The sequence below is a fragment of the Pedobacter sp. KLB.chiD genome (assembly GCF_047040275.1).
Taxonomy (GTDB): Bacteria; Bacteroidota; Bacteroidia; order Sphingobacteriales; family Sphingobacteriaceae; genus Pedobacter.
Genome location: NZ_CP178207.1, coordinates 2,670,997 through 2,696,718, shown reverse-complemented (window position 1 = coordinate 2,696,718; position 25,722 = coordinate 2,670,997). Strand labels below are relative to the sequence as shown.

The 25,722-nt window shown below is 39.0% G+C and carries 29 protein-coding genes; 16 read left to right on the top strand and 13 right to left on the bottom strand.

The features are described 5' to 3' along the window. Window positions 1-112 precede the first annotated feature (112 nt). The 3 genes from ACK1I8_RS11055 to ACK1I8_RS11045 all read left to right on the top strand — a co-directional run bounded on the left by ACK1I8_RS11055 (window position 113) and on the right by ACK1I8_RS11045 (window position 3,778). Window positions 113-1,252, top strand: coding sequence for a putative sensor domain DACNV-containing protein (locus ACK1I8_RS11055; RefSeq protein WP_412465447.1), 1,140 nt, complete (start codon window positions 113-115; stop codon window positions 1,250-1,252). A 281-nt stretch (window positions 1,253-1,533) separates the two neighbouring features. Continuing rightward, window positions 1,534-2,967 (top strand): ATP-dependent DNA helicase, encoded by a 1,434-nt coding sequence (locus ACK1I8_RS11050; RefSeq protein ID WP_412465446.1) that lies wholly within the window; start codon window positions 1,534-1,536, stop codon window positions 2,965-2,967. Window positions 2,968-3,103: 136 nt separating this feature from the next. Next, a complete protein-coding gene (locus ACK1I8_RS11045) occupies window positions 3,104-3,778 on the top strand; it encodes an MCP four helix bundle domain-containing protein (RefSeq protein WP_412465445.1) in 675 nt (224 codons plus the stop codon). 219 nt (window positions 3,779-3,997) lie between these two features. Here the strand turns inward: ACK1I8_RS11045 and ACK1I8_RS11040 are convergent, their stop codons facing one another. After that, the gene (locus ACK1I8_RS11040; protein WP_412465444.1) at window positions 3,998-4,843 is read right to left on the bottom strand and encodes a S1 RNA-binding domain-containing protein; all 846 of its coding nucleotides are present in this window, start codon (window positions 4,841-4,843) and stop codon (window positions 3,998-4,000) included. Window positions 4,844-5,043: 200 nt separating this feature from the next. Here ACK1I8_RS11040 and ACK1I8_RS11035 point away from each other — a divergent pair, with 200 nt between their 5' ends. The 8 genes from ACK1I8_RS11035 to ACK1I8_RS11000 all read left to right on the top strand — a co-directional run bounded on the left by ACK1I8_RS11035 (window position 5,044) and on the right by ACK1I8_RS11000 (window position 12,961). Next, the gene (locus ACK1I8_RS11035; protein ID WP_412465443.1) at window positions 5,044-6,780 is read left to right on the top strand and encodes an ABC transporter ATP-binding protein; all 1,737 of its coding nucleotides are present in this window, start codon (window positions 5,044-5,046) and stop codon (window positions 6,778-6,780) included. Then, window positions 6,764-8,524, top strand: coding sequence for an ABC transporter ATP-binding protein (locus ACK1I8_RS11030; protein WP_412465442.1), 1,761 nt, complete (start codon window positions 6,764-6,766; stop codon window positions 8,522-8,524). The genes ACK1I8_RS11035 and ACK1I8_RS11030 overlap by 17 nt, the downstream gene beginning before the upstream one ends. Before the next feature lie 38 nt (window positions 8,525-8,562). Further along, window positions 8,563-9,453: an SMP-30/gluconolactonase/LRE family protein gene (locus ACK1I8_RS11025; RefSeq protein WP_412465441.1), complete on the top strand. Its 891-nt coding sequence runs from the start codon at window positions 8,563-8,565 to the stop codon at window positions 9,451-9,453. A 72-nt stretch (window positions 9,454-9,525) separates the two neighbouring features. Beyond that, complete coding sequence (locus ACK1I8_RS11020; RefSeq protein ID WP_412465440.1) at window positions 9,526-10,434, top strand: hypothetical protein; 909 nt, start codon at window positions 9,526-9,528, stop codon at window positions 10,432-10,434. Further along, entirely contained in the window at window positions 10,434-10,847 is a 414-nt protein-coding gene (locus ACK1I8_RS11015; RefSeq protein ID WP_412465439.1) for a luciferase family protein, read from the top strand. Before ACK1I8_RS11020 ends, ACK1I8_RS11015 begins: the two co-directional genes overlap by 1 nt. A gap of 561 nt (window positions 10,848-11,408) precedes the next feature. Continuing rightward, window positions 11,409-11,684, top strand: coding sequence for a hypothetical protein (locus ACK1I8_RS11010; RefSeq protein WP_412465438.1), 276 nt, complete (start codon window positions 11,409-11,411; stop codon window positions 11,682-11,684). Between the two features lie 173 nt (window positions 11,685-11,857). Continuing rightward, on the top strand, window positions 11,858-12,046 hold the full coding sequence (locus ACK1I8_RS11005; protein ID WP_090982267.1) for a cold-shock protein: 189 nt from the start codon (window positions 11,858-11,860) through the stop codon (window positions 12,044-12,046). 243 nt (window positions 12,047-12,289) lie between these two features. Further along, a complete protein-coding gene (locus ACK1I8_RS11000) occupies window positions 12,290-12,961 on the top strand; it encodes a hypothetical protein (RefSeq protein WP_412465437.1) in 672 nt (223 codons plus the stop codon). Between the two features lies 1 nt (window position 12,962). On the opposite strand, the gene ACK1I8_RS10995 is transcribed toward ACK1I8_RS11000, so the two are convergent. The 11 genes from ACK1I8_RS10995 to ACK1I8_RS10945 all read right to left on the bottom strand — a co-directional run bounded on the left by ACK1I8_RS10995 (window position 12,963) and on the right by ACK1I8_RS10945 (window position 21,538). Then, the gene (locus ACK1I8_RS10995) at window positions 12,963-13,334 is read right to left on the bottom strand and encodes a hypothetical protein (protein ID WP_412465436.1); all 372 of its coding nucleotides are present in this window, start codon (window positions 13,332-13,334) and stop codon (window positions 12,963-12,965) included. A gap of 280 nt (window positions 13,335-13,614) precedes the next feature. After that, window positions 13,615-14,523 (bottom strand): bifunctional molybdenum cofactor biosynthesis protein MoaC/MoaB, encoded by a 909-nt coding sequence (gene moaCB, locus ACK1I8_RS10990; protein WP_412465435.1) that lies wholly within the window; start codon window positions 14,521-14,523, stop codon window positions 13,615-13,617. A gap of 1 nt (window position 14,524) precedes the next feature. Further along, complete coding sequence (locus tag ACK1I8_RS10985) at window positions 14,525-14,968, bottom strand: molybdenum cofactor biosynthesis protein MoaE (RefSeq protein ID WP_412465434.1); 444 nt, start codon at window positions 14,966-14,968, stop codon at window positions 14,525-14,527. Between the two features lies 1 nt (window position 14,969). Continuing rightward, entirely contained in the window at window positions 14,970-16,076 is a 1,107-nt protein-coding gene (locus ACK1I8_RS10980) for a ThiF family adenylyltransferase (RefSeq protein WP_412465433.1), read from the bottom strand. 5 nt (window positions 16,077-16,081) lie between these two features. Beyond that, window positions 16,082-16,315 (bottom strand): MoaD/ThiS family protein, encoded by a 234-nt coding sequence (locus ACK1I8_RS10975; protein WP_412465432.1) that lies wholly within the window; start codon window positions 16,313-16,315, stop codon window positions 16,082-16,084. 210 nt (window positions 16,316-16,525) lie between these two features. Continuing rightward, window positions 16,526-17,266, bottom strand: coding sequence for a sulfite exporter TauE/SafE family protein (locus ACK1I8_RS10970; protein ID WP_412465431.1), 741 nt, complete (start codon window positions 17,264-17,266; stop codon window positions 16,526-16,528). Between the two features lie 3 nt (window positions 17,267-17,269). Further along, complete coding sequence (gene glp, locus ACK1I8_RS10965) at window positions 17,270-18,448, bottom strand: gephyrin-like molybdotransferase Glp (RefSeq protein ID WP_412465430.1); 1,179 nt, start codon at window positions 18,446-18,448, stop codon at window positions 17,270-17,272. Window positions 18,449-18,455: 7 nt separating this feature from the next. Beyond that, window positions 18,456-19,436, bottom strand: a complete 981-nt coding sequence (gene moaA / locus ACK1I8_RS10960; protein WP_412465429.1) for a GTP 3',8-cyclase MoaA — start codon at window positions 19,434-19,436, stop codon at window positions 18,456-18,458. After that, a complete protein-coding gene (locus ACK1I8_RS10955; RefSeq protein WP_412465428.1) occupies window positions 19,433-20,023 on the bottom strand; it encodes an NTP transferase domain-containing protein in 591 nt (196 codons plus the stop codon). The genes moaA and ACK1I8_RS10955 overlap by 4 nt, the downstream gene beginning before the upstream one ends. A gap of 13 nt (window positions 20,024-20,036) precedes the next feature. Continuing rightward, window positions 20,037-21,140, bottom strand: coding sequence for an XdhC family protein (locus ACK1I8_RS10950; protein ID WP_412465427.1), 1,104 nt, complete (start codon window positions 21,138-21,140; stop codon window positions 20,037-20,039). Between the two features lie 167 nt (window positions 21,141-21,307). Continuing rightward, window positions 21,308-21,538, bottom strand: a complete 231-nt coding sequence (locus tag ACK1I8_RS10945; protein WP_412465426.1) for a hypothetical protein — start codon at window positions 21,536-21,538, stop codon at window positions 21,308-21,310. Window positions 21,539-21,725: 187 nt separating this feature from the next. Between ACK1I8_RS10945 and ACK1I8_RS10940 the strand changes: the two genes are divergently transcribed. The 3 genes from ACK1I8_RS10940 (at window position 21,726) to ACK1I8_RS10930 (ending at window position 23,226) form a co-directional block, all read left to right on the top strand. Continuing rightward, window positions 21,726-22,316, top strand: coding sequence for a sigma-70 family RNA polymerase sigma factor (locus ACK1I8_RS10940; RefSeq protein WP_412465425.1), 591 nt, complete (start codon window positions 21,726-21,728; stop codon window positions 22,314-22,316). A gap of 21 nt (window positions 22,317-22,337) precedes the next feature. Further along, window positions 22,338-22,583 (top strand): hypothetical protein, encoded by a 246-nt coding sequence (locus ACK1I8_RS10935; protein WP_412465424.1) that lies wholly within the window; start codon window positions 22,338-22,340, stop codon window positions 22,581-22,583. A gap of 61 nt (window positions 22,584-22,644) precedes the next feature. Further along, window positions 22,645-23,226: a peroxiredoxin family protein gene (locus ACK1I8_RS10930; RefSeq protein ID WP_412465423.1), complete on the top strand. Its 582-nt coding sequence runs from the start codon at window positions 22,645-22,647 to the stop codon at window positions 23,224-23,226. A 161-nt stretch (window positions 23,227-23,387) separates the two neighbouring features. Here the strand turns inward: ACK1I8_RS10930 and ACK1I8_RS10925 are convergent, their stop codons facing one another. Beyond that, on the bottom strand, window positions 23,388-24,362 hold the full coding sequence (locus ACK1I8_RS10925; protein WP_412465422.1) for a Gfo/Idh/MocA family protein: 975 nt from the start codon (window positions 24,360-24,362) through the stop codon (window positions 23,388-23,390). A 260-nt stretch (window positions 24,363-24,622) separates the two neighbouring features. Between ACK1I8_RS10925 and ACK1I8_RS10920 the strand changes: the two genes are divergently transcribed. Beyond that, complete coding sequence (locus ACK1I8_RS10920) at window positions 24,623-24,820, top strand: hypothetical protein (RefSeq protein WP_412465421.1); 198 nt, start codon at window positions 24,623-24,625, stop codon at window positions 24,818-24,820. 179 nt (window positions 24,821-24,999) lie between these two features. Further along, entirely contained in the window at window positions 25,000-25,713 is a 714-nt protein-coding gene (locus ACK1I8_RS10915; protein WP_412465420.1) for an endonuclease/exonuclease/phosphatase family protein, read from the top strand. Window positions 25,714-25,722: the final 9 nt, after the last annotated feature.

Sequence of the window (25,722 nt, the reverse complement as noted above, 5' to 3'; positions counted from 1 at the left end):
ACCATGCTAACCCGTTTTCCAATGAACTAATTAACTCATGAACCACATTTTTTTACCAAAATCAAACCTTTCGTCTATCCAAAAATCGAAATATTCAGCTTAAATTCGGAACATGAGTTATAAGCCTACCTATAAAGCGGCAAACACCATTGCAGCAACTATTGAGCAACATTTTATTAAACTTCATCAAAATGCCATTGCCAAGGGGGAGGTAGATTTAGCTACTCAACCAGATCAAAAAATAATTGAAACGATTATCGACGTGGCTTTTTGGAGCAGTTTACGTAAGGAGGAGGGTCATTCGCCACGGATTTCGATTGCTTTTTTGCCTCCTGAGCAAACCTCAAAACCGTTGCGTTTTGCCAAAAAACTGGCATTAAACGCCAATACTTTAACCAAAATAGCTCCTGGTATTGAGCGTTCCGGAATCCACCTGGGCGTGTGGGAAGAAGATGGTGAACTTTACATCTGGGGTACCACCCTTAATATTCCGAACTTTTGTTTTGTAGTTGATGTTTCCGAACCTGGGTTAATTGTAATTAAACACCGCAGGATTTATGGCATTGGCAAGTTTACCAACGTAGCTGTGATAAAAGGCGAGCAGATTCGTATTGTTGATGACAGAAGCTGTAATAACAGGGATTGTCCACCTATTTTGCAAGCCTTATTGGATTTAACTGTTTTGGCAAGCTGGAACGATCCGATCAATATTTTGATTCAATTTTCGGTTTCCATGCGTGCGCATGGCAGGGGCGGGGCCTTATTAATTGTGCCGAAGGGAGATACCAAATGGGAAGACTCCATTATTCATCCTATACAGTATTTGATTGAACCTCCATTTTGTGGATTATCGAACCTGGCGAAACAGAACGGCAACCAGAGCGAAATTTTCTCGCAGGGGGCTGTACGCCGCGAGGTGGAGCATTTGGCAGGTTTAACCGCGGTTGATGGCGCAACAATTATTAACGAAGAATTTGACCTGATCGCATTTGGCGCGAAAATAGGGCGGGCAAAGGGAAAACCTACCGTAGAGCAGATTGCATTTTCAGAGCCGATTGTTGGTGGAGAAGATAAAATCCTTTATCCCGGACAGCTTGGCGGTACGCGGCATTTTTCTGTTGCCCAGTTTGTAAACGACCAGCCTCAGTCTATCGGCCTGGTAGCCTCTCAGGATGGCCACTTCACGATTTTCAGCTATAGTAAAAAACAGAATATGGTAATGGCACACCGTATAGAAACGCTACTTCTCTAGTTTAAATTGCTTAATTGTTACATTGTTTTATTGTTGAGGTACGATGCGCTTAGAAAAGAGCATTATCTTTGTTATCTAAACCGTATTGCAGCGGCATCCCCGATTCTTCATCGGGATATAGCGGAAAGACGGACTATCGGAACCCATTAGCATTGCAATTGCTTTTCAAAACAAAAAAAAAATATTTTAAGCATGATGCGGTAAACAGTAAACCCATTTTTCAGTTGACAATTTTTAGTTACCCGGTTTTATAATTTAAAAATTTACAATCAAAGCCCTAAATGATCCAGGATAAAAGTCAGCTTATCGCTTCAGCATACGAACATCAGCCTACCAAAGAGCAAATGCTGTTTTGCGAAAGGATGTCGGTATTTTTGCAACAGGAAGATGAGTATCGCTGTTTTGTATTGAAAGGTTATGCAGGTACTGGTAAGACTACTTCTGTAGCAGCCCTGGTAAAGGTGTTAAGGCAGTTTAACCTGCGTAGCGAACTGCTTGCGCCAACGGGAAGGGCGGCAAAAGTGATGAGCCAATATTCTTTTCGTAAAGCTTTAACCATACATAAACGCATTTACCGGAAACGTTCGGCCGCATCTCCCGAAATGCAGTTTCAGCTGGCACCAAATCTTTCCGAAAATACGCTTTTTATCATTGATGAGGCTTCGATGATCGCTGATGAATTTAATGAAACAGGCTCTTCGATTTTACGTGATCTGCTGGAGTTTGTGTATAATACCAAAAACTGTTTGCTGCTTTTTGTGGGTGATACGGCTCAATTACCCCCAGTTGGAAGTTTAGATAGCCCGGCACTAAATGAACAGTACTTAAAAGATAAATTCGCCTTGACGGTTTCGTCTGTTGAGTTAAAGGAAGTGGTGCGTCAGAGTAAAAAATCCGGAATTCTGGCCAATGCCACCATGCTGCGGAACCAGATTGCCAAAAATCCTGAACATCCTTTCCCTAAATTTCTGACCAAAAACTACACCGACATTTACAACATGGCCGGTGCACGTTTAGTAGAGGGACTGGAGTATGCCTACCGGAAGTTTGGTATGGAAAATACGTTGGTCGTTTGCCGTTCCAATAAATCGGCCAACGTATATAACCAGCAGATCAGGGCAAGGTTGCTCTACCGTGAAGAGGAATTAACAGGTGGTGATCAGATTATGGTGGTGAGGAACAATTATTTCTGGCTGCCTGAGAACGAGGACACTGCTTTTATTGCCAATGGCGATATGGCTAAAGTGATTCGCGTGAGGGGAGAAGAAGAACGTTATGGTTTTCGTTTTGCGGATGCTACCTTGGAGTTTATGGACTTTCCTGCGGCAGGGCAGATTAGCTGTAAGGTAATGCTGGATACTTTAAATTTAGAAAGTGCGAATCTTCCTTACGAACAAAATAAGAGGTTGTTTGATGGCCTGAATGAAGATTATGAACATATTGCCAATAAAAGGCAACGGATGCTGGCTATAAAAGCCGATCCTTTTTACAATGCCCTGCAGATTAAGTTTGCTTATGCAGTAACCTGTCATAAAGCACAGGGTGGGCAGTGGGATGCTGTTTTTGCCGACCAGGGGTATCTCACCGAAGAAATGATCGATCTTGATTTTCTGCGCTGGTTATATACTGCCGTAACCCGGGCAAAAAAAGAGTTATATTTAGTTAATTTTGCGCCACAGCTTTTCGCAAAAACGGCACAGGAGGATTATTTTTAGAGTTTCTCGTCATGCTGAATTTATTTCAGCATCTTTCTTTCATCAAACACCCTAAAATTAATCCCATAGCTATTGAGTCAGGATGACGATTAAACAAGATGAAGCCAAGAGAAATTAGAAACTAACCAGTTATATTATGAAATTTGCTTTTAGCCTTAAAAATAAGTTGAAAACTGCTTTTTTGCTGTTCTGTATCATGTGTTGCACGCTGATGATCCGTTTTTTAGAGGACAAAAGTGTAGAGAAAATCAACGATTCGTTTATCTCCATGTATAACGACAGGCTTGTTCCGGCTACAGACTTATATTTTATTGCTGAAAATCTATACCATAAAAATGCAATCCTTCAGGAAGTCTTACTCGGAAACGATGCTGCAAAAGGTTCAACCGTACTGTTAAAGATGAATGCTTATAACCGGAAAATAGATTCAGTAATTAATAAATATGAACTTACTTTTTTGGTAAAGCAGGAGAAAAACTATTTAAATGAATTCAAAAAAGCATTGTTTGTTCAGCAACGTATAGAGGCCAGAATGTTAAATATAGCCAGTACAGTAGAAGGAAGAACAATTTACGAATCGACAGGAAAAAACGCAGTTAATCAAACCCTGGCCAGGCTCTCGGCACTGATTAAAATACAATCTAAGGTGGGTAATGATTTGATTAAGGATTCGAGGATTTTTGTCTCGGGAACGAAAATTTACTCTACATTGCAGGTGATTCTGGCTATTGTGATCGGGATTATGATTGTGAACATCGTTTCAGCTTCGAATATGGTTAAGATCACAAACGATAAATTTAATTTGAATTAAATCCTGCTGTACCCGTTGGCGTCATACCAACCATGGTAAACATTCTTCTTCCGGTCGGTGCGACACCAACCGATAAAAAAATGTATTTGCCACGGTGGCACGAACAACACGGAGGAGTTTCTCTCCTGGCTGGTATCACACCAACCATGGTAAACATTCTTTTTTCGGTCCGTGCGAAACCAGGCGATAAAAATGGCGATCCTACTATGAAAATTTTTATTACTCGGCGTCTTCATCTGTCAACAATCTGATCGAGTCGTCAGAAAGAACAATCAAACGTTCTTTGTATAAGGAGCCAATTGTTTTTTTGAATGCACTTTTACTGATCTGAAAACGGTGGTAAATGTCTTCCGGTGAACTTTTATCCCCCAGTTCGATCACACCGCCACTTTTTTTCAGTTCTTTTAATATCATCTCTTTCGAATCGAGGATATGGCCATAACCGCTGGGTTGCAGGGTGAGATCGATTTTACCCTCTACGCGGATTTTTTTGATCCAGCCTTTGCGCCTGTCACCAGGCTGGATATGATCGAAAACTTCGTTATTGTAAAGCAAACCAATGTAGGTATTGTTGATAATCGCATTGTAACCAAGATCGGTTTCTTCGGTAATCAACAAACTCACTTCATCACCTTCTTCAAAATCAAAACCATCTTCTTCAACAAAATCGTACAATTTAGATGAAGCCAAAAGGCGATCGTTATTTTCATCTACATAAAGGTAAACCACATATCTGTAGCCCTTTTGCATGGGTCTTTTTTGTTCGCGTTTAGGCACATAAACGTCTTTATCGATTCCCAGATCCATAAAAACGCCGTCATCGCCGTCAGATACCACTTTTAAGAAAGCAAAATCGCCCACCTCGGCATATGCTTTTTGAGTAGTTGCAGTTAAGCGGCCATCTTTTTGTATAAATACAAAAACATTAATGTTATCGCCAATTTCTACACCATTCGGAACGTACTGATAGGGGAGCACTACCAGTTTATCGCCGTCAGTTAAGTTTAATCCGGCTTCTGTTTTGCTTAGAATCCTTAATTCGTTGTATTTTCCTATTTCAATCATCTGTTTTTGGGTTTAACCATTTTCTCCAATGGCTTTTATTGCAAAGGTAGTAATGTTTAACGGCAAATTGGTTTTAAATCATCAGCAAACAACTTGGCGCGTTCGTTTATAAATATCTTTCTTCTTTAATATCTTTCTTACAAACGATATCAATTAATTCGGCTAAATTTGGAAACTACAACTAAGGTATCTTCATTGATATGAAAAAAACCAAAGAAGCCAAAAAGCCAGGCATTTTCAGTTTGCTTGGAAATTATAAGGGCTTAATTTTTATGCTGATCCTGTTTGCATTGCTCAGTAATGGCATCAACTTACTTTTGCCCAAGATTATTGCCAGTGGTATCGATTCTTACACCAGTAAAACTTTTAATCTTCCATCCACGCTGCTTCAGTTTTCGCTGGCAATTGTGCTGGTTTTTATCTTCACTTATTTACAAAGCATTGTACAAACCTATGCTTCTGAACGGGTGGCCAGAGATTTAAGAACGAGGTTATCTGACCAGATTTCGCGGCAAAGCCATGCCTATATTATTCAGGCTAATCCATCAAAACTGCTAACCAACCTTACAGCTGATGCCGATTCGATCAAAATGTTCGTTTCGCAGGCTATCGTTTCTATCTGTTCGTCTATTTTTTTAATTGTTGGAGCAAGCATCCTGTTGCTTACCATCAATTGGAAACTGGCACTTTGTATCATCGCTATAGTACCGATTATTGGCGGTGCATTTTTCTACGTGTTAAGCAAGGTAAGAGTACTTTTTAAAAAGAGCAGGGAGATAATTGACTGGCTGAATAAGGTTATCAGTGAAAGTATTATGGGGTCAGCTTTGATCCGCATCATCAATTCGCAGATGCTGGAATACAACAAGTTTTTAGATGCCAATGCGAAGGCGAGAGATCTGGGCATATCCATCCTCAGGATGTTTGCAGCTTTGATACCGGTTATCGTTTTTACAGCCAATTTGTCTAGCTTATGCATTCTGGTACTGGGTGGTCATTTCGTTATTACCAATTCAATGACTTTAGGGGAATTTACTGCTTTTAGCAGCTATCTTACGCTGATTATATTTCCCATTTTAGTGATCGGTTTTATGAGCAACGTTATTGCACAGGCTACGGCATCCTACCAAAGAATAGAAACCGTACTCAACGCCATGGAAATTAACCATCCCGGAACCTTAAGTTCCTCCTTAAAGGGAAATGTGGAAGTGAAAGACATCAGCTTAAGCTTTGGTCAAAAACCAGTTTTGAAATCAATTTCTTTTTCCGCCAAAGCAGGCTCCAGAACGGCCATTATTGGTCCTACAGCTGCTGGAAAAACGCAACTGCTTTATGTTTTAACAGGTTTGATTGATGCTGATGCGGGAAGTGTATTTTATGATGGACAAGAGATTAAACAGTACAAACAAGAAGATTTCCATAAACAGGTTGGTTTTGTATTTCAGGATAGCATTATGTTTAACATGAGCATTAGAGAGAACATTGCCTTTAGCGATACAGTAACAGACGAATCACTGGCTAAGGCCATTGCTACGGCTGAATTGAAAGATTTTGTAAATGCTTTGCCCGATCAGTTAAACACCGTTGTTTCGGAACGAGGCAATAGCCTTTCCGGCGGACAAAAACAACGGATTATGCTGGCCAGGGCCCTGGCGTTAAATCCCAGGATTTTGTTACTGGATGATTTTACGGCCCGCGTTGATGCCCACACAGAAAAAAAGATCCTGGAAAATATCCAACAAAATTATCCGGGTTTAACTTTGCTTTCCATTACCCAAAAAATAGCATCTGTAGCGCATTACGACAAAGTGATCTTGCTGATGCAAGGCGAAATCATTGCAGAAGGAACCCATCAGGAACTGTTGAAAAGCAGTCCTGAATATGTTCAGATTTACCATTCACAACAGAGTACCAGTAATTATGAACTACAATCTTAACCAGCCTGGCACGGGGCAGGAAAAACAGTCGACTTATAAAGCGCTGAAAAGCCTGTTAAAACTGATTTCTGCCGAGCATAAAAAACTTTGGCTGGCACTGGTTGCTATTTTGTTGAATTCAGGCTTATTGCTTTTGGGGCCTTTACTTGTAGGCCATACGGTTGATACCTATATCCGCACCAGACAATTCCACGGTGTACTGATTTTTGGCGGTATACTATTGGTAATGTATCTGATTGCCATGGTAACAGGTTATATCCAAACCAGGTTAATGGGGGGAGTGGGGCAGCGGATGTTATATACCCTACGCAATGCCATTTTTAATAAATTGCAGGAATTGCCCGTTTCTTTTTTTAACCAGAACAAGGCCGGCGACCTGATTTCGAGGGTAAATAACGATACCGACAAACTGAACCAGTTTTTCTCGCAATCCTTAATGCAGTTTATCGGCAGTATTGTAACCATGATCGGTGCCGGTATTTTCCTGCTTTCCATTAATATCGAATTAGGTTCCGCTACGCTTGCGCCTGCTGTAGTAATCGTACTTTTTACTGTGGCTTTATCACCTTGGGTAAAAGGAAAAAATGCCATAAATTTAAAAAGCGTTGGGGGAATGAGTGCCGAAATACAGGAAAGCCTGAATAATTTTAAGGTGATCATTGCCTTTAACCGTAGGGATTATTTTAGGAAACGTTTTGATGAGGCTAATGCCGAAAATTATAAAACAGCGATCAGTGCGGGTTTAGCCAACAATATTTTTGTGCCTGTTTACGGACTGTTATCGGGCATTGCGCAACTAATTACCTTGTTATTTGGTATTTATTTAATTGCCAGGGGTCATTTTACCTTGGGTTTATTGGTGAGTTATATTTCTTATACCACCAATTTTTATAACCCGCTGCGGCAGTTGGCTGCGCTCTGGACCAGTTTTCAGGTAGCTATGGCCAGTTGGGACAGGATTTCGCAGATTTTATCTTTAGAAAGCAATTTACAGCAAATAGCATTGAATGAGTCGTTTACTTCAAGTGCGCTGCTTGAATTTAAGAACGTTCACTTTTCTTATGATGACAGTAAAGAAATCTTGCATAATATCAATTTAAGGTTCGAGAAAGGCAAAACTTATGCCTTAATCGGGCCAACGGGTGGTGGGAAAACCACAACAGCTTCACTCATTTCCCGTTTGTACGATCCTACCAGCGGAACGGTTTTGTTAAACGGTAAAGATATCAGGGCATTTTCTGCAGCAGAAAGGACACAAAAAATTGGTTTTATATTGCAGGAGCCATTTTTATTTACCGGAACGGTAAAAGAAAACATTTTATATGGTAACAGTCAATATGCAGCGGTAACTGATGCTGAATTAGCAAAAATAATTGAAGAAGCGAACCTGAATGCGCTTTTAGCCATATTTGATGAAGGATTGAATACTCAGATTACTTCAGGATCAGACGGCATCAGTTTAGGACAGAAACAGCTGATTGCCTTTATGCGTGCGGTGCTTAGAAATCCTGAATTGTTGATTCTTGATGAAGCTACAGCGAATATTGACACCATAACCGAGCAACTTTTAGGCAGTATTTTAAATAAACTTTCTAAGGAAACCACATTGGTGATTATTGCCCACCGTTTAAACACCATCGAAAATGCCGACGAAATTTATTTTGTAAACGAAGGTGAGGTGCAAAAGGCAGGAACGCTGAACGATGCATTAAATATGTTACTAAAAGAGAAACGGGTAAGTTGATATATTTACAGGTCTGGTAAAACACTCAAAAAACAAAAATGAAAAAATATTTCCCGCTTCTGGTCTTGTCGGCCTTATGCTTAGCTTCTTTTGCGCAAAATACGGAACATCACCTATTTGTTCAGGATAGTTTAAAGTTGATTTCCTCACAGTTCAGGTTTACAGAAGGTGCATCGGTTGATCAACAGGGAAACGTTTTTTTTACAGACCAACCGAATGACAACATCTGGAAATACGATATTAATGGTAAACTGAGTTTGTACATGGACAAATCAGGCAGGGCAAACGGTACTTATTTTGATAAAAAGGGAAACTTAATTGTATGCGCCGACGAAAATAACGAGATCTGGTCTATCGATAAAAATAAGAACATCAAGGTACTCTTTAGTGATTATGAAGGTAAAAAAGTGAACGGTCCGAACGATATCTGGCTGGATGCCAAAGGTGGAATATATTTTACCGATCCTTATTATCAGCGCGATTACTGGACACGGAAATCGCCCGACATTGAAGGGCAGAAAGTGTATTATTTACCTAAGGGAAAAAAAGAAGCGATTGTTGTTGCTGATGACGTACTTAAGCCTAACGGTATTGTGGGTACTCCGGATGGGAAATTCCTGTATGTAGCCGATATGGACGCGAATAAAACCTACCGTTATCGTATTGGTGCCGATGCCAGATTAACCGACAGACAGCTTATTCTTAACCAGCATTCTGACGGAATGACTTTAGACCATAAGGGCAATATTTATGTGACGGGAAAAGGCGTGACTATTTACAAACCAACAGGAGAAAAGATTGCGCATATCGATGTGCCGGAAGCCTGGTGTGGGAATATTTGCTTTGGTGGAAGGCAGAGAAATATGCTGTTCATCACGGCTTCAAAATCGCTTTATGCCATCCCGATGAATGCCAGGGGAGTTGAGTAGTTTTTTTATTTTCAGTAAATATTGAAAGTTTAATATTTTTTGTCCTATATTTGGCTTTATAAAAATCAAATAATGAAATCATCTGTAGGTAAAAAAATTTCAGGTTTTCTGGTTCCCAATTTTTTAATTATTGGCATCATCGGGATAAACAGATTTGTACTCCAGGCTGAGAGTGGGGGTATTTTAGTTTTTTCTGAATTTATCATCCTTCCGATATTGATGGGGATATTAGCTGCATGGTATTGGCGCGATTTAAAATTAAGCAGTAAAAAGTTGATCTGGTATTCGATATTGAACGGCTTTTTTGCAATTATACTGAGTTTTTTCTTTCTTGGTGAAGGAACCATCTGCCTGATTATCGTATCGCCGCTCATTTTTGCTTTTGTTACTACGGGTGCTTTTATTGGAAAGGTTATGTTTAAAAAGAACAAACAAACATTAAACATAAGCTTCGTTTCATTGCTGTTTGCCGTTTTTGTAATTGATTCGATTTCAGATCATCACTATGAAAATATGGTTTCGGATGAGGTGATTATTAAGGCCAGACCTGAAAAAATCTGGAAAAATGTAGTCGCGTTTGATAAAATCAATAAACCAAACCACTACTGGCTTTTTAGAGTAGGGATGCCAAGCCCTATGCAGACAACGGTTTCCGGATACAAAAACGGCGCTGGCCGTAAGTGTATTTTTAGCAACGGCTACACTTTCGATGAAAAGATTGTAACCTACGAAGAAAATAAAAATCTAACTTTTGATATTGTTAACCAACCAAAAGATCCCGAAATAATGGGGCATATTGATATTGATCGCGGGCAATTTTTATTACATAATAATGGCGACGGCACCACAACATTGATTGGAAATAGCTGGTATAAGCTGCATGTTTTTCCAACCTGGTATTATGATTTATGGGCCGAAAGTATTACCAGGAACGTACATCTAAGGGTAATGGAACACATTAAAACCCTTAGCGAAGAATAATGTTCCGGTTTATTGTTTACCGGCTAAATTTCCTCAAAGGCGTACCTTTGTTTGCACTGATTTATGATAGCTGTTTAAAAATTGCCATGTTACTAACTGCCCCCGAAAGACTAGGCTGGTTTGACGACATTGAAAATGAGGTACTGAGTTGGGACGGGACAAACGTGAGCCTGCATAAATTTGGCGGAATGCAATTTAATTACAGACACAAGGAGATCGGTCATTTACACAGTAATGGGTTATTGGATATTTTAGTCAGCCGGCAGGTTAAGCAAGAGCTACTGGCTTCAGGAAAGGCAGAAGTGCATCATGTTTTTAAAGAATCTGGTTGGATCAGTTTTTATATTTTAACTGAAAAAGACCTGATAAACGCGAAGTATTTATTGAAAAAGGCTTATCAAAGCAGAATTTAACTGCCTTTAAGATAACTGAAAATATTAAGATCATTTTTCTTCTGTTCAGTTTATTCATCCTTCTAAAATATGAATCACATTAGTTAGTTTTGAAATTCCTACTTATAGGGATAGACGACTATGAAAAAGCCCGCTCAGGATTGAGGGGCTTTTTTACTTTACTCCGATCCCCAAAAAAGATCTGATCTTATACTTTCTGCATTTTCTATTTCTTATCCTGATCAGATTTCCATGTAAATGCTTCTATCAGGCAGGCAATTTTATTGTATCCCCGGCTTTGCGGTAGTGATATGGATGGAAGACATTATCATTCCCAATGCTATTCAGATTGTATGTCAGGTAGGTTTATTTTGCTGGCAAGCATTAAGATTAGCTTTGCTAAGCACTTCGTGGTTCCCGCCAGCGCTGGAGTGACGTTTACGGAGAGGTGTTCTGAAATGAATGGGAATCTTGTCGTTTGAGCAAATTTCAATCGCTAAATTGATTGTATAGGTACTGTTACATTTAATTTTACTTGGAATAATTTCTTAAATTAGCATATATCAAAAACCTGATAAGCTTATGGATAATCTAAAAGAAGAAACCAAAATCAAAGCTTTTCTTAACAGGATAAAAGCAGAGTGGCCGGGAGTGGTAGAGCGCTTTGAGTTTAAAACAGGCAGTGTAATATATGTTCATTTAAAAGAAGGCATATCAAGCATGGATTTTTTAGGTAAACTTTCCAGACAGGTAGAACGTTTTGTCGATTTCAGTAAGCCGATTATCTTATATCATATTGAAAGTGATGGCATGAACTTAAGATCGCATCCCATTAACTGGTACTCGACTCTCGGATAGGGGAAATCTTGATGGTAACCAATCTTTCCAGAGCCCCACTTATACTGTAAATGTTTGCTATATTTTTAGGGTTTTAAATCTTTTTACAGATAAAACGTAATTTTATTTGTCAGTAATTTTGGTTTATGGGTTTTAATCCTATTTTTGATTTTTAATTTAAAACATCCAGTATAATGAAAAACGGAACAGTAAAATTTTTTAACTCAGAAAAAGGCTTTGGCTTTATTAAAGAAGAAGGCGGATCTGAGATTTTTGTGCATGCATCAGGCCTGATTGATGAAATCAGAGAAAATGATACAGTTGAATATGATGTTCAAGAAGGCAAAAAAGGCCTTAATGCAGTGAAAGTAAGAGTTGTTTAATTCTTCCCCAAAAGATTTTGAGCAGGATTTAATCCTGCTTTTTTTTTGCCAAAAATTTTTTGGGGTGATTTAATTTAATCGTTTACAATAATGAACAAAAAGGTTGAAAAAATTTCCTGCTCATTTCTAGCTGATTACTGTTTCGAATATTTTTATTTACTAACCGTATTGTCGTTTTCTGAATGGATTTTTACTTTTGCCGATGTCGATACAGTCGGCCCGAACCAAACAAATTAAATATTTTTGCAACTTTCTATTTTTTCAATTCAGGAACCTGTTAATCATAACAAAGTTCCTGATCGGGGTACCTTTATGGCGGCTGCACAATTTGTAATGGCGCTTAACTTTGCTGATGAATTTGAACTTTTAAGTCTATCGGCTATCAATATCCAATCTGGTGTTGCTAAAAAAGGCGGACTGGTATTTGTACGTAATGGCAAACTTAAGATGCATCCTGGGATTTATGATCATCTGGCGCTGATATCGATATCATCTATTTGTGCCGGAAGTATTTATAAACATGGTTTAGCTACAATAGCTGCAGAAATTGTAAATCTGCCTTACAGTGATGGCTTCTTAAATTTAACAGGGGCAGAAGAAGATTACATGTCATTTAAACGCTTATGCAGCCCGATATCACGATTTTTTTTGCTGCATACTAAAAAAGTACAATGGTCTGCAATTCTATCGGTCTTTCGGTTTTTTATGGTAGAAGGTATCTGGGATGTGGTTAATTTTGTTGCAGAGAAACTCCAGCAGTCTGATACAGACATATTAGCTTGTACACCACTTTTAGAAAATATGCAAAAACAAGGGTGGTATCCTGAATTTTATCAGTTATTGCAGGATTTCCATGCCTCACGTTATCCTTTAAGTAAAGTTGGCTTAGTCTCAGAATTGCCAGAGCTGGCTTAAATTATTTCAGATAATTTTCCAATAATGCATTCAGGTCCTCCCCAATAGCCCTATTGCCCATATTATTGAGTTTTTGTTGTGAGGAATTGTGCTTTTCGATGTAGGTAGCTTCTGTTTTATTAAATTTAAGGTAACCTTGTTCAAAGTAACGTTCTTCGATTTCCGTAGACGAATCCATAGATCGGAACCATAATTTAATTAATGATCCTGTAATTTTATCAAAATAAAGCCAGTGGTAAGTCGCCTCTGCATCTGCATGATCGCCCAGGCCAAGACGCTGAATTTCTATAATGGTTGTATCAGAATTTTGGAAAAAGTATAAAATCTTATATTTAGGCAGCATGGCGCAAAAATAGAACTTAAATTTGATCACAAAAAAGAATTTTGTGGTTTAAATTTAATTGTGGATGATGGTGTTCGCTAGGATCTGTGATCCTGACCTTTCATCTTCTTAATTCTTCCGTCGGAACTAAAAATCATAGCTGACACTACAATATTCTTTTTCTTTGGAAGATTCTTCACTGTGTTCAGAATGACAGCCGTTACGATTTATGATCCTGATCTTTGACCCCGGGATTTTTATCCGGTTTATCATTAAAGTTATTGCTTAAAAAGATTACAGTTTTCCGGACGGGCTTATAAATCCTTGTGAATTAATGTTTCTCACCCTTAATTACCTTAAATAAATGCAAAACCTGTGGGAAAAGCGCGTCCATACTTTCTTCTGCGCCACTTTTGGAACCTGGGAAAGTAAGTGCCAATGTTTCCCCGATAAAGCCAGCTACCCCACGAGAAAGCATGGCGTAGGGCATACGTTCTTGCCCATAACTTCTGGCAGCTTCCATAATTCCTTCAATATTCCTGTCAATTAACGGTCCAATAGCTTCCGGCGTTACATCGCGCGGAGATAGCCCGGTTCCTCCTGTAAAAATGATCAGGTGATAACCATCTTTACTTAATTCAGTCGCTTTATCCCTGATCATATGGATTTCATCGGGAACGACCTCATATTTCTCCGTATGAATTTCCCATTGTTCCAGGCGCGAGACAATGGCCTTGCCTGATGTATCTTGTGCCTTATTTTCAAAAACAGAATCTGAGCAGACCACAACAGCTGCTTTTATTTCAGGGTATCTGGCATTTTTAAGGTCTGACTTTCCACCTGATTTTTTTAATAACCTGATGTTTTCTATCTCCACACCTTTGTCAATTGGTTTTAACATGTCATACATGGTTAAAGCGGTAACGGATGCACCATGCATCGCTTCCACTTCTACGCCTGTTTTGTAAATTGTATGTACTTCGACCTGAATAATGATGGATAGATCTACAATTTCATAAGTAATAGCCGTATATTCAATGGGAAGCGGATGACAATCCGGAATGACGTCGCTCGTTTTTTTTACCCCGAATAAACCTGCTGCACGGGCAAATTCAAATACATCTCCCTTGGGTATTTTGCGCTGTTCAACGGCATCAATCGTTGCCTGCTTCGATACCTTAACGGTAGCACTTGCAATGGCAATCCTTAAGGTGTTGGATTTTTTTGTGATGTTTACCATGTTAAATATTTTCTTTCCACTGATGGGTTTCGTCTTCGAATATTTCTTTGCCCCAAATTGGTAATTCTGCCTTTAATCGGTCTACGATTTCACTACAGGCAGCTATTGCGGGTTTACGGTGCGCTGAAGAGGTAAAAACGAAAAGGCAAATTTCGCCTGTTTTAACTGTGCCTAAGCTATGGTAAATATGCATGCAACTGAGTGGGTATTGTTCGAAAATTTCTTCCCTGATCTGATGCATTTTTTCAAGGGCGAGTTCCTCATAGGCAGTATAGGCTATCGCGGCGACAAATTTGCCGTCAATTTCATCTTTTCTCACCTGGCCCATAAAAATACTATGGCCACCAATAGCCGTCTTGCTATTATGTTTGGCAATGCTATCGGCTATGAAAGCGGGTGTTATGGGGCCGTTAACGAATATATCTTTTATTTTTCTTTCGCTCATGTTAAGATTTGAGAAAATGATCTTTCCATTTAATGATGCCACCTTTTAAACTGTAAATCTTTTTGGTATCACCATATCTTTCCTGCATGGCCTCTGCTGCAGCTACACTTCTAACGCCATGCTGGCAGATTAAAACGACCTGTTTTTGGTAAAATTCTTTGCCCAAAAAAGTGCTAAACTCCGACATCGGTACCTGTATAAAGATTTGTTTATCCAATACCGGTACTTCGTGTCTTTCGCGTACATCAATTAATATCGTCGATTCCAACTGTTGAAGTTTCGCCAGTTCGGCAACATCAATTTCTGTGTAGCCTTGCGGGCCTTCGCTTGTGTCCTGATAATCCATTTTTAGAAATTCATCAACAGTTTTAGGCAGCGTATAACCGTCGCCATGGGTGATGCTGATGGTATATTGTTCTTGTGTAAGTAAATTGTAGCTTAATATTTTATTAGTCAAAGGTAGTCCGATTTTGGCGATCAGTTTGATGGTTTCTGCCGCTGCCATAGTACCTAAAATACCGGGTAATACGCCGATAACACCATTTTCGGCACAATTAGGTACTTCATCTCTATGGGGTGGAATAGGAAAGATATCGCGGTAATTAGTGCCTGGAGTGAACTGATCAGGAACATTAAATAAGGCTAACTGTCCCTCAAAACCTGATACTGCAGCAAATATAAGTGGTTTATTCAAGAGCGCACAGGCGTCATTAATCAGGTATCTGGATTCGAAATTGTCTGTACCATCTAATATGTAATCATATCTGGATAAGATATCAAGGATATTATTTTTCTGCAACCGGATGGGGTGACGGACGATTCCAATCTGGGGATTCATTTCCTGCAGGCGCTTTGCCGCTATCTCTACTTTCAGCTTTCCGATATCAGCCGTGGTAAAAAGAATTTGTCTGTGTAAATTGGACAATGAAATGGTATCATCATCAACAATACCAACATGGCCGATACCTGCAGCAGCCAAATATTGCAATGCAGGGCAGCCTAAACCACCGGCACCAATAACCAGAACTTTTGACCTTAAAAGCTTTTGCTGTGCTTCCTCGCCAAATCCTTTAAGGATAATCTGCCTGTTGTATCGCGTTGCACTCATATTTCTTAACCACCAGAAAATGGCGGCATAATGGCTATTGTAGCCCGGTTTGTAATTTCTGTATTTTGTTGAACAATGTTCTTGTTCAGGGCAAGTTTGTATTTTATATCCTTTAAAGCTGGAAACCTGTTTTCGAGGTATTGTTTAAAGGCATTGGTGTCAGCAATGCCATCAACTTCAATTTTTTGATTATTGATGAATTCGTTAATCTGGCCAAAACTGATAATTTCAATTTCCATGCTGCTAATTTACCTTTAAGATGCTACTTTATGTAGTATAAATTGATTGAAAATTGTCATACTATCTCAACTAACGGAGTTATAGGCGCTTAAATTGTTTAGGGAGATGGTGAACGGGCTTTAACCTTTCCTTTAATAGTAAACTGCCTGCTTGATTACACATTAACAACAAAACTTAAAAATAATAAAACAATGGTAAGGTATTTCCTGTCAGGCGTACGTAAATAATAGTTTATAAGCAGCCAGAGCCAATACACAAGCCAGCACATTTTTTAAAACAGTTTGTGGAAATTTCAAGGCACCAAAGTAAGCGCCACAAATGCCTCCAACAAAAGCTACTCCCACATAAGCGAGCATATGACCGTTAAATTCGAAACCTTTAATAAGCTGACCACCTAAACCAGCAACTGAATTAACAAAAATAAATGCTGCACTGATGGCTGCGGTCTGTTTTTGATCTGTCCACTTTAAAAGCAGTAGGATGGGAGAAAGGATAATTCCTCCACCAATACCGATCATACCCGAAAGTAAACCGATGATGCCTCCAATAGTAAGCGATAAGGGAATATTTGAGGATCTGAAATCTTTAGAAGCAGTGTTTTTAAAAAAGAAAAAACGGATAACCGGGATCAGTAGAAGTAATCCTAAAATCTTTTTATAAATCGCACTTTGAATGACCATCATACCACCAATAAAAGAAAGCGGGATGGAGGCCAGTGCAAAAGGCCAAAAGATTTTCCATTTAAAATGACCACCACGGTAAAACTGGATAAAAGAAGTGGAAGAAACAAACAGGTTGAGCAATAGCGCTGTGGGTTTCATAATGGATGGCGAAATGGCAAAAATTGCCATAAGTGCAAGATAGCCGCTGGCCCCGCCATGCCCAACCGAAGCATATAAAAAAGCAACTATAAAAAGTAAACAGTAAAAGAGGATAAAGCTTTCTTGCATGGTTTAGCCAGGTAAAATCAATACGGTTATCATTTCGTTTTGTTTGAAGTGATCTTTTGCCTCATCGAGGCAGATGAGGCAATTGGCCTGTGCAAAAGAGCTTAACCGGTAAGATTCCTGCGCGCGAAGTGGGGTAACCAGCCCATTTTCATATTTACCTTTCAGGAAATGGGTTAATCCCAAAGGTTTAGTATAATCATGAGTAAGCCTGGCCTCAACCGCTATTACACTGTTGCTTTGATGAGATAAAGCTTTAATTGCTGGTAATACATAATTATAATAGCAACTGAGTACAGATGAGGGATTGCCAGGGAGTCCGAATATGAGTTTTTGATCCTTTGTTCCAAAAAAAAGCGGTTTGCCAGGTTTCTGTTTCACTTTATGGAAAATCTGTTTGATGCCGCAATGTGAAGCTGCTTCAATTACAAAATCATAATCGCCTACACTTACGCCGCCGGTAAGCAGTACAACATCGCTGTTTGTCAGTGCAGTTTGTAATACTTTTTTAAGGATATCAAGGTCATCATCGGATTTGTAAACTACAATTTGTTCAATACCTTCCTGTTCTAAAGCAGCAGACAGCGAATAGGAATTCGACTCGTACACCTGCCCAAATTCCAGCACTTCCCCTGGTTGTTGTAATTCCTTTCCGGTTACAATAATCGAAATCTTGGGCATGGGATAAATACTAATTTCATTTATGCCTATCCCTGCCAGAAAGCCGATAGCCGCCGGACTAAGCAAATCTCCTTTTTCCATTGCCAATGCCCCGGCCTTAATCTCCGAACCCCGATCACGTACATTTAATCCCATTTTTAAATTTGGATCATGTAAGGTGATTTTTCCATCAATTCTCCTGACTTTTTCCTGCATTACAACGGTATCGGCACCTTCAGGTAGCGGAGCACCGGTAAAAATTCTGCTGGTTTCGCCATTTTGGATGGTAATCTTGGTTCCTGTTCCGGCAGCCATTTCGCCAATTAAACGGAGCTCTTGCCGATGATCTTCAAACTTTAATGCATAACCATCCATTGACGATTGATTAAATGCAGGAATGTCATATTTTGCATAAACATTGGCCGCAAGAATATGGCCAGATGCTTTTGCCACATCAATTGAAATGGGATTTAGCGTAATGATGTTTTGAGAAATGAGATGTTTTGCTTCTTTAACGCTAATCATGAAAAAATTATCCTCCAATGGTAATCATACTTCTGTTTTGTAGGGTAGTTGCATCAATTTTTTCGAAATCACTTACCAATTGTCCGCCTAATGCTTTCTTTTTACTCCAAATGGCCGATTGGATGAATGGAAGTACATCTTCATTTTGACGCAATTTGCTAAGCAGATCGGTTTCATTGTCCGAAAACAGGCAGTTTTTTAATTTTCCATCCGCAGTCAGGCGCATGCGGTTACAGGTGTTACAAAAAGGGTGGGTCATGGTGCTGATAACGGCAAACGAACCTTCGTGGCCGGGAATCATGTAATTTTTGGCCGTATCATGGGCTTCACCCTTAACAGGTAATATCGAAAAATCTTTTTCAATCGCAGCCAGTATTTCACTCAAAGAAAACATCTGGTTGCTTGTCCATTTATTACCACTAAAAGGCATAAACTCAATAAACCTGACCTGGATGGGATTATATTTAGTCCAACTGATGAAATCATTGATCTCATTGTCGTTAAGGCCTTTCATCACAACCATATTTATTTTCACCCTTATTTTATGTTGCAAAAGAAGTTCGATATTGCCGCGTACCTGATGGAAAACATCCCTTCTGGTGATCATAAAAAACTTTTCAGGTTGTAAGGTATCCAGACTGATGTTAATGGTTTTAATGCCTGCTTCTTTTAATACAGGCAACATTTCAGCAATGCGGGTTCCGTTTGTGGTCATTACCAGTTCTACCGGAAGTTTGCCCAGCGCCGCAATAATTTGAGCAGCATCCTTTCTTACCAAAGGTTCGCCACCTGTAAGCCTGATTTTTTTTACGCCGTTGGCCACGAAAATCTCCGCCAGTTTAATAATTTCGTTGGTTTGCATGAGCCGCGAAGCAGGAGTAAAATCGTAGTCTTCTTCGGGCATGCAATAAAAACAGCGAAAATTGCAGTTATCGGTAAGCGATATCCGCAGGTAATCGTGTACTCTTCCAAAAGAATCTGTTATCATTGCCGGCTAATTAAATGATTATAATCTGTTTCTGTATCAATATCAATCCCTCCTTGCTCAAAAACCACTGTTTCCAGATCTTCTGAATATTGTTTCAATATATTTTTTGCTCCTTCCGCGCCTTTGAGCAATAAAAGCGCTTCAAAGTAGTTTTTTTTGAAAAGAACAGGGGTTCCTATTGCATTGTTATACGCACTGGCAATGATATTTTTACCTGTTTCTTTTTGCTTTTCAATTAAGTTATTAAAGTTACTCTTTTTTATGAAAGCCTGGTCGGCCACAGCGATAATAATACTTTCTACTTCGCTGTTATTTTTGATTATGCTTGACAGGCCGGCAACAATACTTGAGCCCATTCCGCTTTCCCAGTTTTCATTTATAACAATTCTGATTTCATTGTGCCTGTGCTGTGCCGCTATTTCCTGAGCATGCGCACCTAAAACAGTAATAACGGGTTTGCAATCTGTTGCTAAAGCTTCATCGATTACGGTTTGCAAGAGTGTTTTTCCTTTATAGTCCAAAAGCTGTTTTGGTTTCCCCAAACGTGAGGAATTGCCAGCTGCCAATATGATGATACCCGTTTTCAATGCTAATTACATTTTATCCATAAACATGAATCGGTTTTTTCTTATCTTTTAAAAACATAACCGAAGCACCGGTAAAAACAGATTTGATTTCTGCCAGGATAGAAATAGCAATTTCTGCTGCAGTTTCTGCACCAATATCAAGCCCGATCGGACCATGCACCCGTATCTCGTTTTCAGATGTTGCCAAATTCAGTTCATCTAACATCCTGAGCAGCTTTTTCTTTGGCCCTAAAGTACCAATATACGGCACGTTCGTCGCTAGTAGTTGCTGAAGCAGTTCGAGATCATAATTGTAATTATGTGTCATGAGTACGAAGGCCGTTTGCTCATCAATCTGAATATGAGAAAGAACATTTTCCGGTTTACTTACTACAATTCTGGTTGCATTTGGAAAACGTTGAGGCGTAGCATGTGTTGGTCTACCATCGATTACTGTTACTTCCCAACCCAACTGGTAAGCCATTTCGGCTAAAGGTTGTGCGTCATTACCTGCACCGGCTATCATTAATGAAATAGGTGGTTTTATAAATTCCAAAAAGGTATCAATCTGTTGATTATTTTGTTTATAAACCTTAAATGCTGAAATTTTATTTTCAAAAACTTCCTGAATATCTTCAATTACTTCATCGCTGATTGATTTTGGGATTTTAGAAAGAACAGGTTCATTTCTGAAAAGCAGCCCGGTACCCAGTTGATGCCTATTGCTCAGTGAAAAAAATGTGGCCAACACAGCACTCTCCCTTTGGCTTTTCAAAGCAGTTAAAATAGCAATCGGATTTAAGCCATCCGTTTCTATAATGGGTTCGAATAAAATATGGACAATGCCATTACAGCCCAGCTGGACTCCAAATTTAGCATCATCTTCATCAGTGGTATCATAAGTAATGAGCTTATTTTCCTGTTGAATTATCGCTGAAAGCGCTTTTCGCAAGGCATCGCCCTCTAAACATCCACCGCTAATGGCGCCTGTTAACTGGCCATCTTCAGTAATGAGCATCCTTGCACCTGGCCTGCGATAGGCAGAGCCTTCTACCTTAACCACAGTTGCCAGAGCTGTTTTTCTATTTTCTTTAGTCGCCTTTTGGTATGCCTTTACAATATCGGTAATTTCTTTCATTAGGAATGGATGCAATAGATGAGGCAATTTAATGATAATCTATTACAAATTGCCTAAAGCTAAAAGGGAAGATGTAAACTTTGAGATATTGTTACCGGCAAATGTGCAGTCAGACGTTGCCATCTGACTGATAAGTAAAGATTGTTATCTTGAAATTAATGCTGTGGTTAAAAAGGCGCTGAATGGAAAACTTCCAGGTTGATACAATTTAAACCAATACTGTTAAAAAGTTCGGTGATTTCTTTCGTCCAGTCTTTTGGCGAATCTACACGAAGGATTTTATCGGCATCCCATAAATCGATATTCCACTTAATTTCTTTGAAATGTCTGTTCAGTAGTGGACTGATGACGTTTAATTCGCTGTCTGTAGATACATTTGTTTTGAAAACGGCTATCATATAGATTTTTTTTAGGTTTGTTATGAGCTGTAGACGTACAACTTTAGAAATTACTTTAAATTGAAGTGGTTTTTTTAAAATTTTTAGGATATCTCCACGTAAACCTTTCTAAAAAATCTAAAATAATCTGTAAGGATCTTTCCATTCTTACGACTAACATTATATTTATAGGAGTTAATAATAAAATATGCCATACGAAAGCGATAAGCACGATGCAGTTCACCACCTTAATTTGCACCCGTTAAGCTGGGTAGAAAAATATGCCGATTACCTTTTTGGCTTTGCAATATCGAGAACGAGGGATGAAAATGCAGCTAAAGATTTAGTCCAGGATACGTTTTTAGCAGCTTTGCAGAAATTAGACGAATTTAAGGGCAATAGTAAAGAGAAAACATGGCTAACGGCAATTCTTAAAAACAAGATAGCCGATTTTTATCGAAAGCGTTCAAGTAATAGTTTAACGGTGATGAGTATTGGAAATGAATGGAATGATTTTTTTGATGCTGCATCAGGGCACTGGACCGAAAAAGATTATCCGAGGACATTTGATTTAGACGCTTCTAATCCTCTGATGATGAAAGAACTGGGAAATATATTAAATGATTGCCTGGCTAAACTTCCTGGTTTATGGTTTTCCGTGTTTTCAATGAAACACATTGACGATTTATCCTCAGAACTGATCTGTAAAGAATTGAAGCTTACCAATGCTAATTTTTGGGTGATCATGCACCGGACGAAAGTTAACCTGAGGGCCTGTATTCAAAAAAACTGGAACTGATATGATGAGTGTACTGAAAATATGATCAATAACTGCAAGCAGGCAACTTTTTTAACTGAAAAGAAAATAGTTGGAAACATTACGCCAGTGGAGCGCCTACAGTTGCATATTCATTTGGTTGGTTGTGGCTTATGCAGGATCTATCAGCAACAAAGTATATTGATAAATAAAGTGTTTACAAATTTCGGGAACAATGATTTTAAACTTGATGATGACTTTAAGAAAAGGTTAAACGAGAAGATTAAAATGGAAATCAATAAAAATTGATTTTTTGCTGTAAGGTTAATGATTTTGGTTCGACTAAGAGATAAAAAATATAAAAACAGAAATGAAAAAAACGATTTTAATTGCGGCAATAGCTGTTGTATTATCATTACAAACAAAGGCACAACAAGGTTTGAAAGAGGGAGATAAAGCGCCGGGGTTTAGCGGAATAGATCAAAACGGCAAAACAGTGGCCTTACAGAATGCACTTAAAGCGCATCGTAATGTGGTTTTATTTTTTTACCGCGGACAATGGTGTCCTTATTGCAACAAACACATTAAGGAACTGCAAGACTCATTAAACTTATTAACGAAGAAAGATGCTTATATTATTGGTGTAACTCCCGAAACAAAAGAAAATATTGCTAAAACCATTGCAAAAACAAGTGCAGGCTTTTCAATCCTTCAGGATAAAGATGATGAAATAATGAAAGCCTACCGTGTAAACTTTGTCATGGACGAGGGTACATTTACCAAATACAAGGGATTTGGAATAAATTTGGAAGAAAACAACGGAAATACCAGACATACCCTGCCCGTACCGGCAACTTATATTATTGATCGTTCAGGAAAAATTAAATATGTACATTTCGATCCCAACTATCAAAAGCGGGCCTCTGTAAGTCTTTTGCTTTCAAAACTTTAGATCAATTCATATTAAGTGCCCCGAGAAATGTTGCAGTTGGTAAATGAAGTGGTTATGATCTGAATGCTCATAGCTGGCTGGTATTGAAATGCCCGTTGGCAAGAATTATTGGTTGGGGTAGTAAAGTGAATTACGATCGCGTTTTATCAGATGTATTCGCTTTACTTTTTTGTAAAATCATCCATTAACTTCATGGTAATCAGGGCATCCTCACCACTGCATGGATTTTGTCCTTTGCCTAAAAAGTAATCAACCACTTTTTCAATCATGGGTTGTTGTACATGTTGTAAAGGTTCAAATGCATATTCTTCAGTTAATTGATCAATTGCAACTGTAATTATGTTACCAAACGTGGGAAAACTGATGTAACCTTTTGAGCCATAGACGATACAGAGATCTGCCTGATCTTGTGGCGCTACGGAGAAACACCAGTTGCCGCTGAAAACAACTCCACTTTCAAAAAGAATATTCCCTACAACCAGATCATCAGCTTTAGTATTTACCTGTTGCCTGGTGGCCAGGCCCATGGCATTTCTTACTGCGCCAAAATAATAAGTCATCAGGTCTAGTTGATGTGGTGCCAGATCATGAAACAGACCACCACCAGAAATAGTTGGGTTAATCCGCCAATTATCGGTTGTTTTTGCAACGAGAGCCGGATTAGGCGATTGAAGCATTTTTAACCGGACTAAACGTACATCGCCGATCAAATGTGTATCTAACAGCGCTTTAATTTTTAAGAACATGGGTTGAGCACGCCGATAATGTGCTACACAAAGCTTTACTTTTAATTTGTTGGCGGTATCAGTCATGCGTTGGGCAGCATCGGCATCCAAAGTCATGGGTTTTTCCACATATACGGGCTTTCCGGCTTTTAAGGCCTGAATCGTGTAAGCTTCATGTTGTAAGGGTGGGGTAGCAACATAAATCGCATTCACCTCAGGATCGTTAATCAGTTGATCCGCATCATCATACCATTTAGGTACATGATGCCGTTGAGCATAATCAGCAGCTTTTGCGCCGTCTCGGCGCATTACCGCAACAAGTTTGGATTTGTTTACCTTATTAAAAGCAGGTCCGCTTTTTACTTCAGTCACATCGCCACAGCCAATAATGCCCCATCTGATTTCTTCCATTAACTAATTTTGATTTAAATATTGAATTTAGAAAATATTGCCTGATTATGCCATTGATAGCCAGCGTTAAAAAAAAAGGGATTCACTTTGAGGGTGATCCCTAATCAACTAACCAAACAAATCTATTCCGGAAACCACGCCGGAATCATTTAATAAACCAGAAAATTAGTGGATTGTTTCAAAAGATTTTTTATTTCCTTTAAAAAAAGAAAATAAAACCAGTTCACTAAAATTAGCCTCGCTTTTTTTAGCTTTGTGTTATGCAAAACCTGTCAGAAAAGCTTCAGATCGATCTTATAGAACTTAAGGCAAAGTACGCCTTTATCATGGAGGAGCTCGAAGTAACATTCGCAGATGCTTACTTAGCGAAATTACAAGCTAAACAACGGCTGGCCGAGCAGATGATGATAGAGATGGAACGTATACTAACCGGAGAGGCCGGAGCGCATGAAAATTGATCTGTTAGGATAAAGCGATCAGTTGCTGATATTAACCCTGACGAAATCTGCTTTTATTTATGAGTTCAATCAAAATGAAATTATTCCCTCTTTTAATCTTCGGTATTTGTTTTTTAGGTGCTTGTTCATCCAAAATCAACCATCAGGTTGAATCAAAGCGGAGTAAAGTATTGCGTGTTATGTCTTATAATATTCACCATTGCAATCCGCCATCAAAACAAAAAGAAGGTGTGATCGATGTTGATGCCATTGCCAAAGTAATTGCAAAGCAAAAACCAGATCTGGTAGCCCTGCAAGAGGTAGATGTGAACACCAGAAGATCGGGTAATATTAACCAGGCTGTTTTATTGGCAAGCCAATTGAAGATGAATTTTTATTTTGGCAAAGCAATTGACCATGACGGAGGCGATTATGGTGTAGCCATTTTATCGCGTTTTCCTTTATCTGAACAACAGACTTTTAAGCTGCCCAAAAATAATGAAGCCAAAGCAGAGCAAAGGGTTTTGGCTATTGCAACCGTAAAAATTGCCGATGGGCTTTTTATCCGTTTTGCTTCTACCCATCTTGATGCACAACGTTCTGAAGATAACCGTATCCTTCAGACTAAAGAGATCAACCGGTTAACAGCAAAAGAAACCTTACCTTTAGTTCTTGCCGGCGATTTAAATGCTGAGCCAGGTTCGGAAAGCATTGGGATATTTGATGCGAATTTTACCAGAACATGTAGCGATTGTGGTTTTACCATTCCAGTGATCAATCCGCGGAAGACCATTGATCATATTGGTTTTAAAACCGGGAATCCTTTTAAAATTGTTTCCCACGAGGTTATTCCCGAACGTTATGCCTCGGATCATTTGCCTATCGTTGCCCTGCTCGAACTGGAAAAACAATAGAAACGATAT

Bases quoted from the DNA above. Each gene is read 5' to 3' on its own strand.
- ACK1I8_RS11045 (WP_412465445.1), top strand. From the start codon at position 3,104: ATGAAATTTGCTTTTAGCCTTAAAAATAAGTTGAAAACTGCTTTTTTG.
- moaA (WP_412465429.1), bottom strand. From the start codon at position 19,436: ATGATAACAGATTCTTTTGGAAGAGTACACGATTACCTGCGGATATCG.
- ACK1I8_RS10985 (WP_412465434.1), bottom strand. From the start codon at position 14,968: ATGAGCGAAAGAAAAATAAAAGATATATTCGTTAACGGCCCCATAACA.
- ACK1I8_RS11050 (WP_412465446.1), top strand. From the start codon at position 1,534: ATGATCCAGGATAAAAGTCAGCTTATCGCTTCAGCATACGAACATCAG.
- ACK1I8_RS10920 (WP_412465421.1), top strand. From the start codon at position 24,623: ATGCAAAACCTGTCAGAAAAGCTTCAGATCGATCTTATAGAACTTAAG.
- ACK1I8_RS11025 (WP_412465441.1), top strand. From the start codon at position 8,563: ATGAAAAAATATTTCCCGCTTCTGGTCTTGTCGGCCTTATGCTTAGCT.
- ACK1I8_RS10915 (WP_412465420.1), top strand. From the start codon at position 25,000: ATGTCTTATAATATTCACCATTGCAATCCGCCATCAAAACAAAAAGAA.
- ACK1I8_RS11035 (WP_412465443.1), top strand. From the start codon at position 5,044: ATGAAAAAAACCAAAGAAGCCAAAAAGCCAGGCATTTTCAGTTTGCTT.
- ACK1I8_RS10970 (WP_412465431.1), bottom strand. From the start codon at position 17,266: ATGCAAGAAAGCTTTATCCTCTTTTACTGTTTACTTTTTATAGTTGCT.
- ACK1I8_RS11030 (WP_412465442.1), top strand. From the start codon at position 6,764: ATGAACTACAATCTTAACCAGCCTGGCACGGGGCAGGAAAAACAGTCG.
- ACK1I8_RS11040 (WP_412465444.1), bottom strand. From the start codon at position 4,843: ATGATTGAAATAGGAAAATACAACGAATTAAGGATTCTAAGCAAAACA.
- glp (WP_412465430.1), bottom strand. From the start codon at position 18,448: ATGATTAGCGTTAAAGAAGCAAAACATCTCATTTCTCAAAACATCATT.
- moaCB (WP_412465435.1), bottom strand. From the start codon at position 14,523: ATGGTAAACATCACAAAAAAATCCAACACCTTAAGGATTGCCATTGCA.
- ACK1I8_RS10975 (WP_412465432.1), bottom strand. From the start codon at position 16,315: ATGGAAATTGAAATTATCAGTTTTGGCCAGATTAACGAATTCATCAAT.
- ACK1I8_RS11005 (WP_090982267.1), top strand. From the start codon at position 11,858: ATGAAAAACGGAACAGTAAAATTTTTTAACTCAGAAAAAGGCTTTGGC.
- ACK1I8_RS10935 (WP_412465424.1), top strand. From the start codon at position 22,338: ATGATCAATAACTGCAAGCAGGCAACTTTTTTAACTGAAAAGAAAATA.
- ACK1I8_RS11055 (WP_412465447.1), top strand. From the start codon at position 113: ATGAGTTATAAGCCTACCTATAAAGCGGCAAACACCATTGCAGCAACT.
- ACK1I8_RS10930 (WP_412465423.1), top strand. From the start codon at position 22,645: ATGAAAAAAACGATTTTAATTGCGGCAATAGCTGTTGTATTATCATTA.
- ACK1I8_RS10940 (WP_412465425.1), top strand. From the start codon at position 21,726: ATGCCATACGAAAGCGATAAGCACGATGCAGTTCACCACCTTAATTTG.
- ACK1I8_RS11010 (WP_412465438.1), top strand. From the start codon at position 11,409: ATGGATAATCTAAAAGAAGAAACCAAAATCAAAGCTTTTCTTAACAGG.
- ACK1I8_RS11020 (WP_412465440.1), top strand. From the start codon at position 9,526: ATGAAATCATCTGTAGGTAAAAAAATTTCAGGTTTTCTGGTTCCCAAT.
- ACK1I8_RS10980 (WP_412465433.1), bottom strand. From the start codon at position 16,076: ATGAGTGCAACGCGATACAACAGGCAGATTATCCTTAAAGGATTTGGC.
- ACK1I8_RS10945 (WP_412465426.1), bottom strand. From the start codon at position 21,538: ATGATAGCCGTTTTCAAAACAAATGTATCTACAGACAGCGAATTAAAC.
- ACK1I8_RS10950 (WP_412465427.1), bottom strand. From the start codon at position 21,140: ATGAAAGAAATTACCGATATTGTAAAGGCATACCAAAAGGCGACTAAA.
- ACK1I8_RS11015 (WP_412465439.1), top strand. From the start codon at position 10,434: ATGTTCCGGTTTATTGTTTACCGGCTAAATTTCCTCAAAGGCGTACCT.
- ACK1I8_RS10925 (WP_412465422.1), bottom strand. From the start codon at position 24,362: ATGGAAGAAATCAGATGGGGCATTATTGGCTGTGGCGATGTGACTGAA.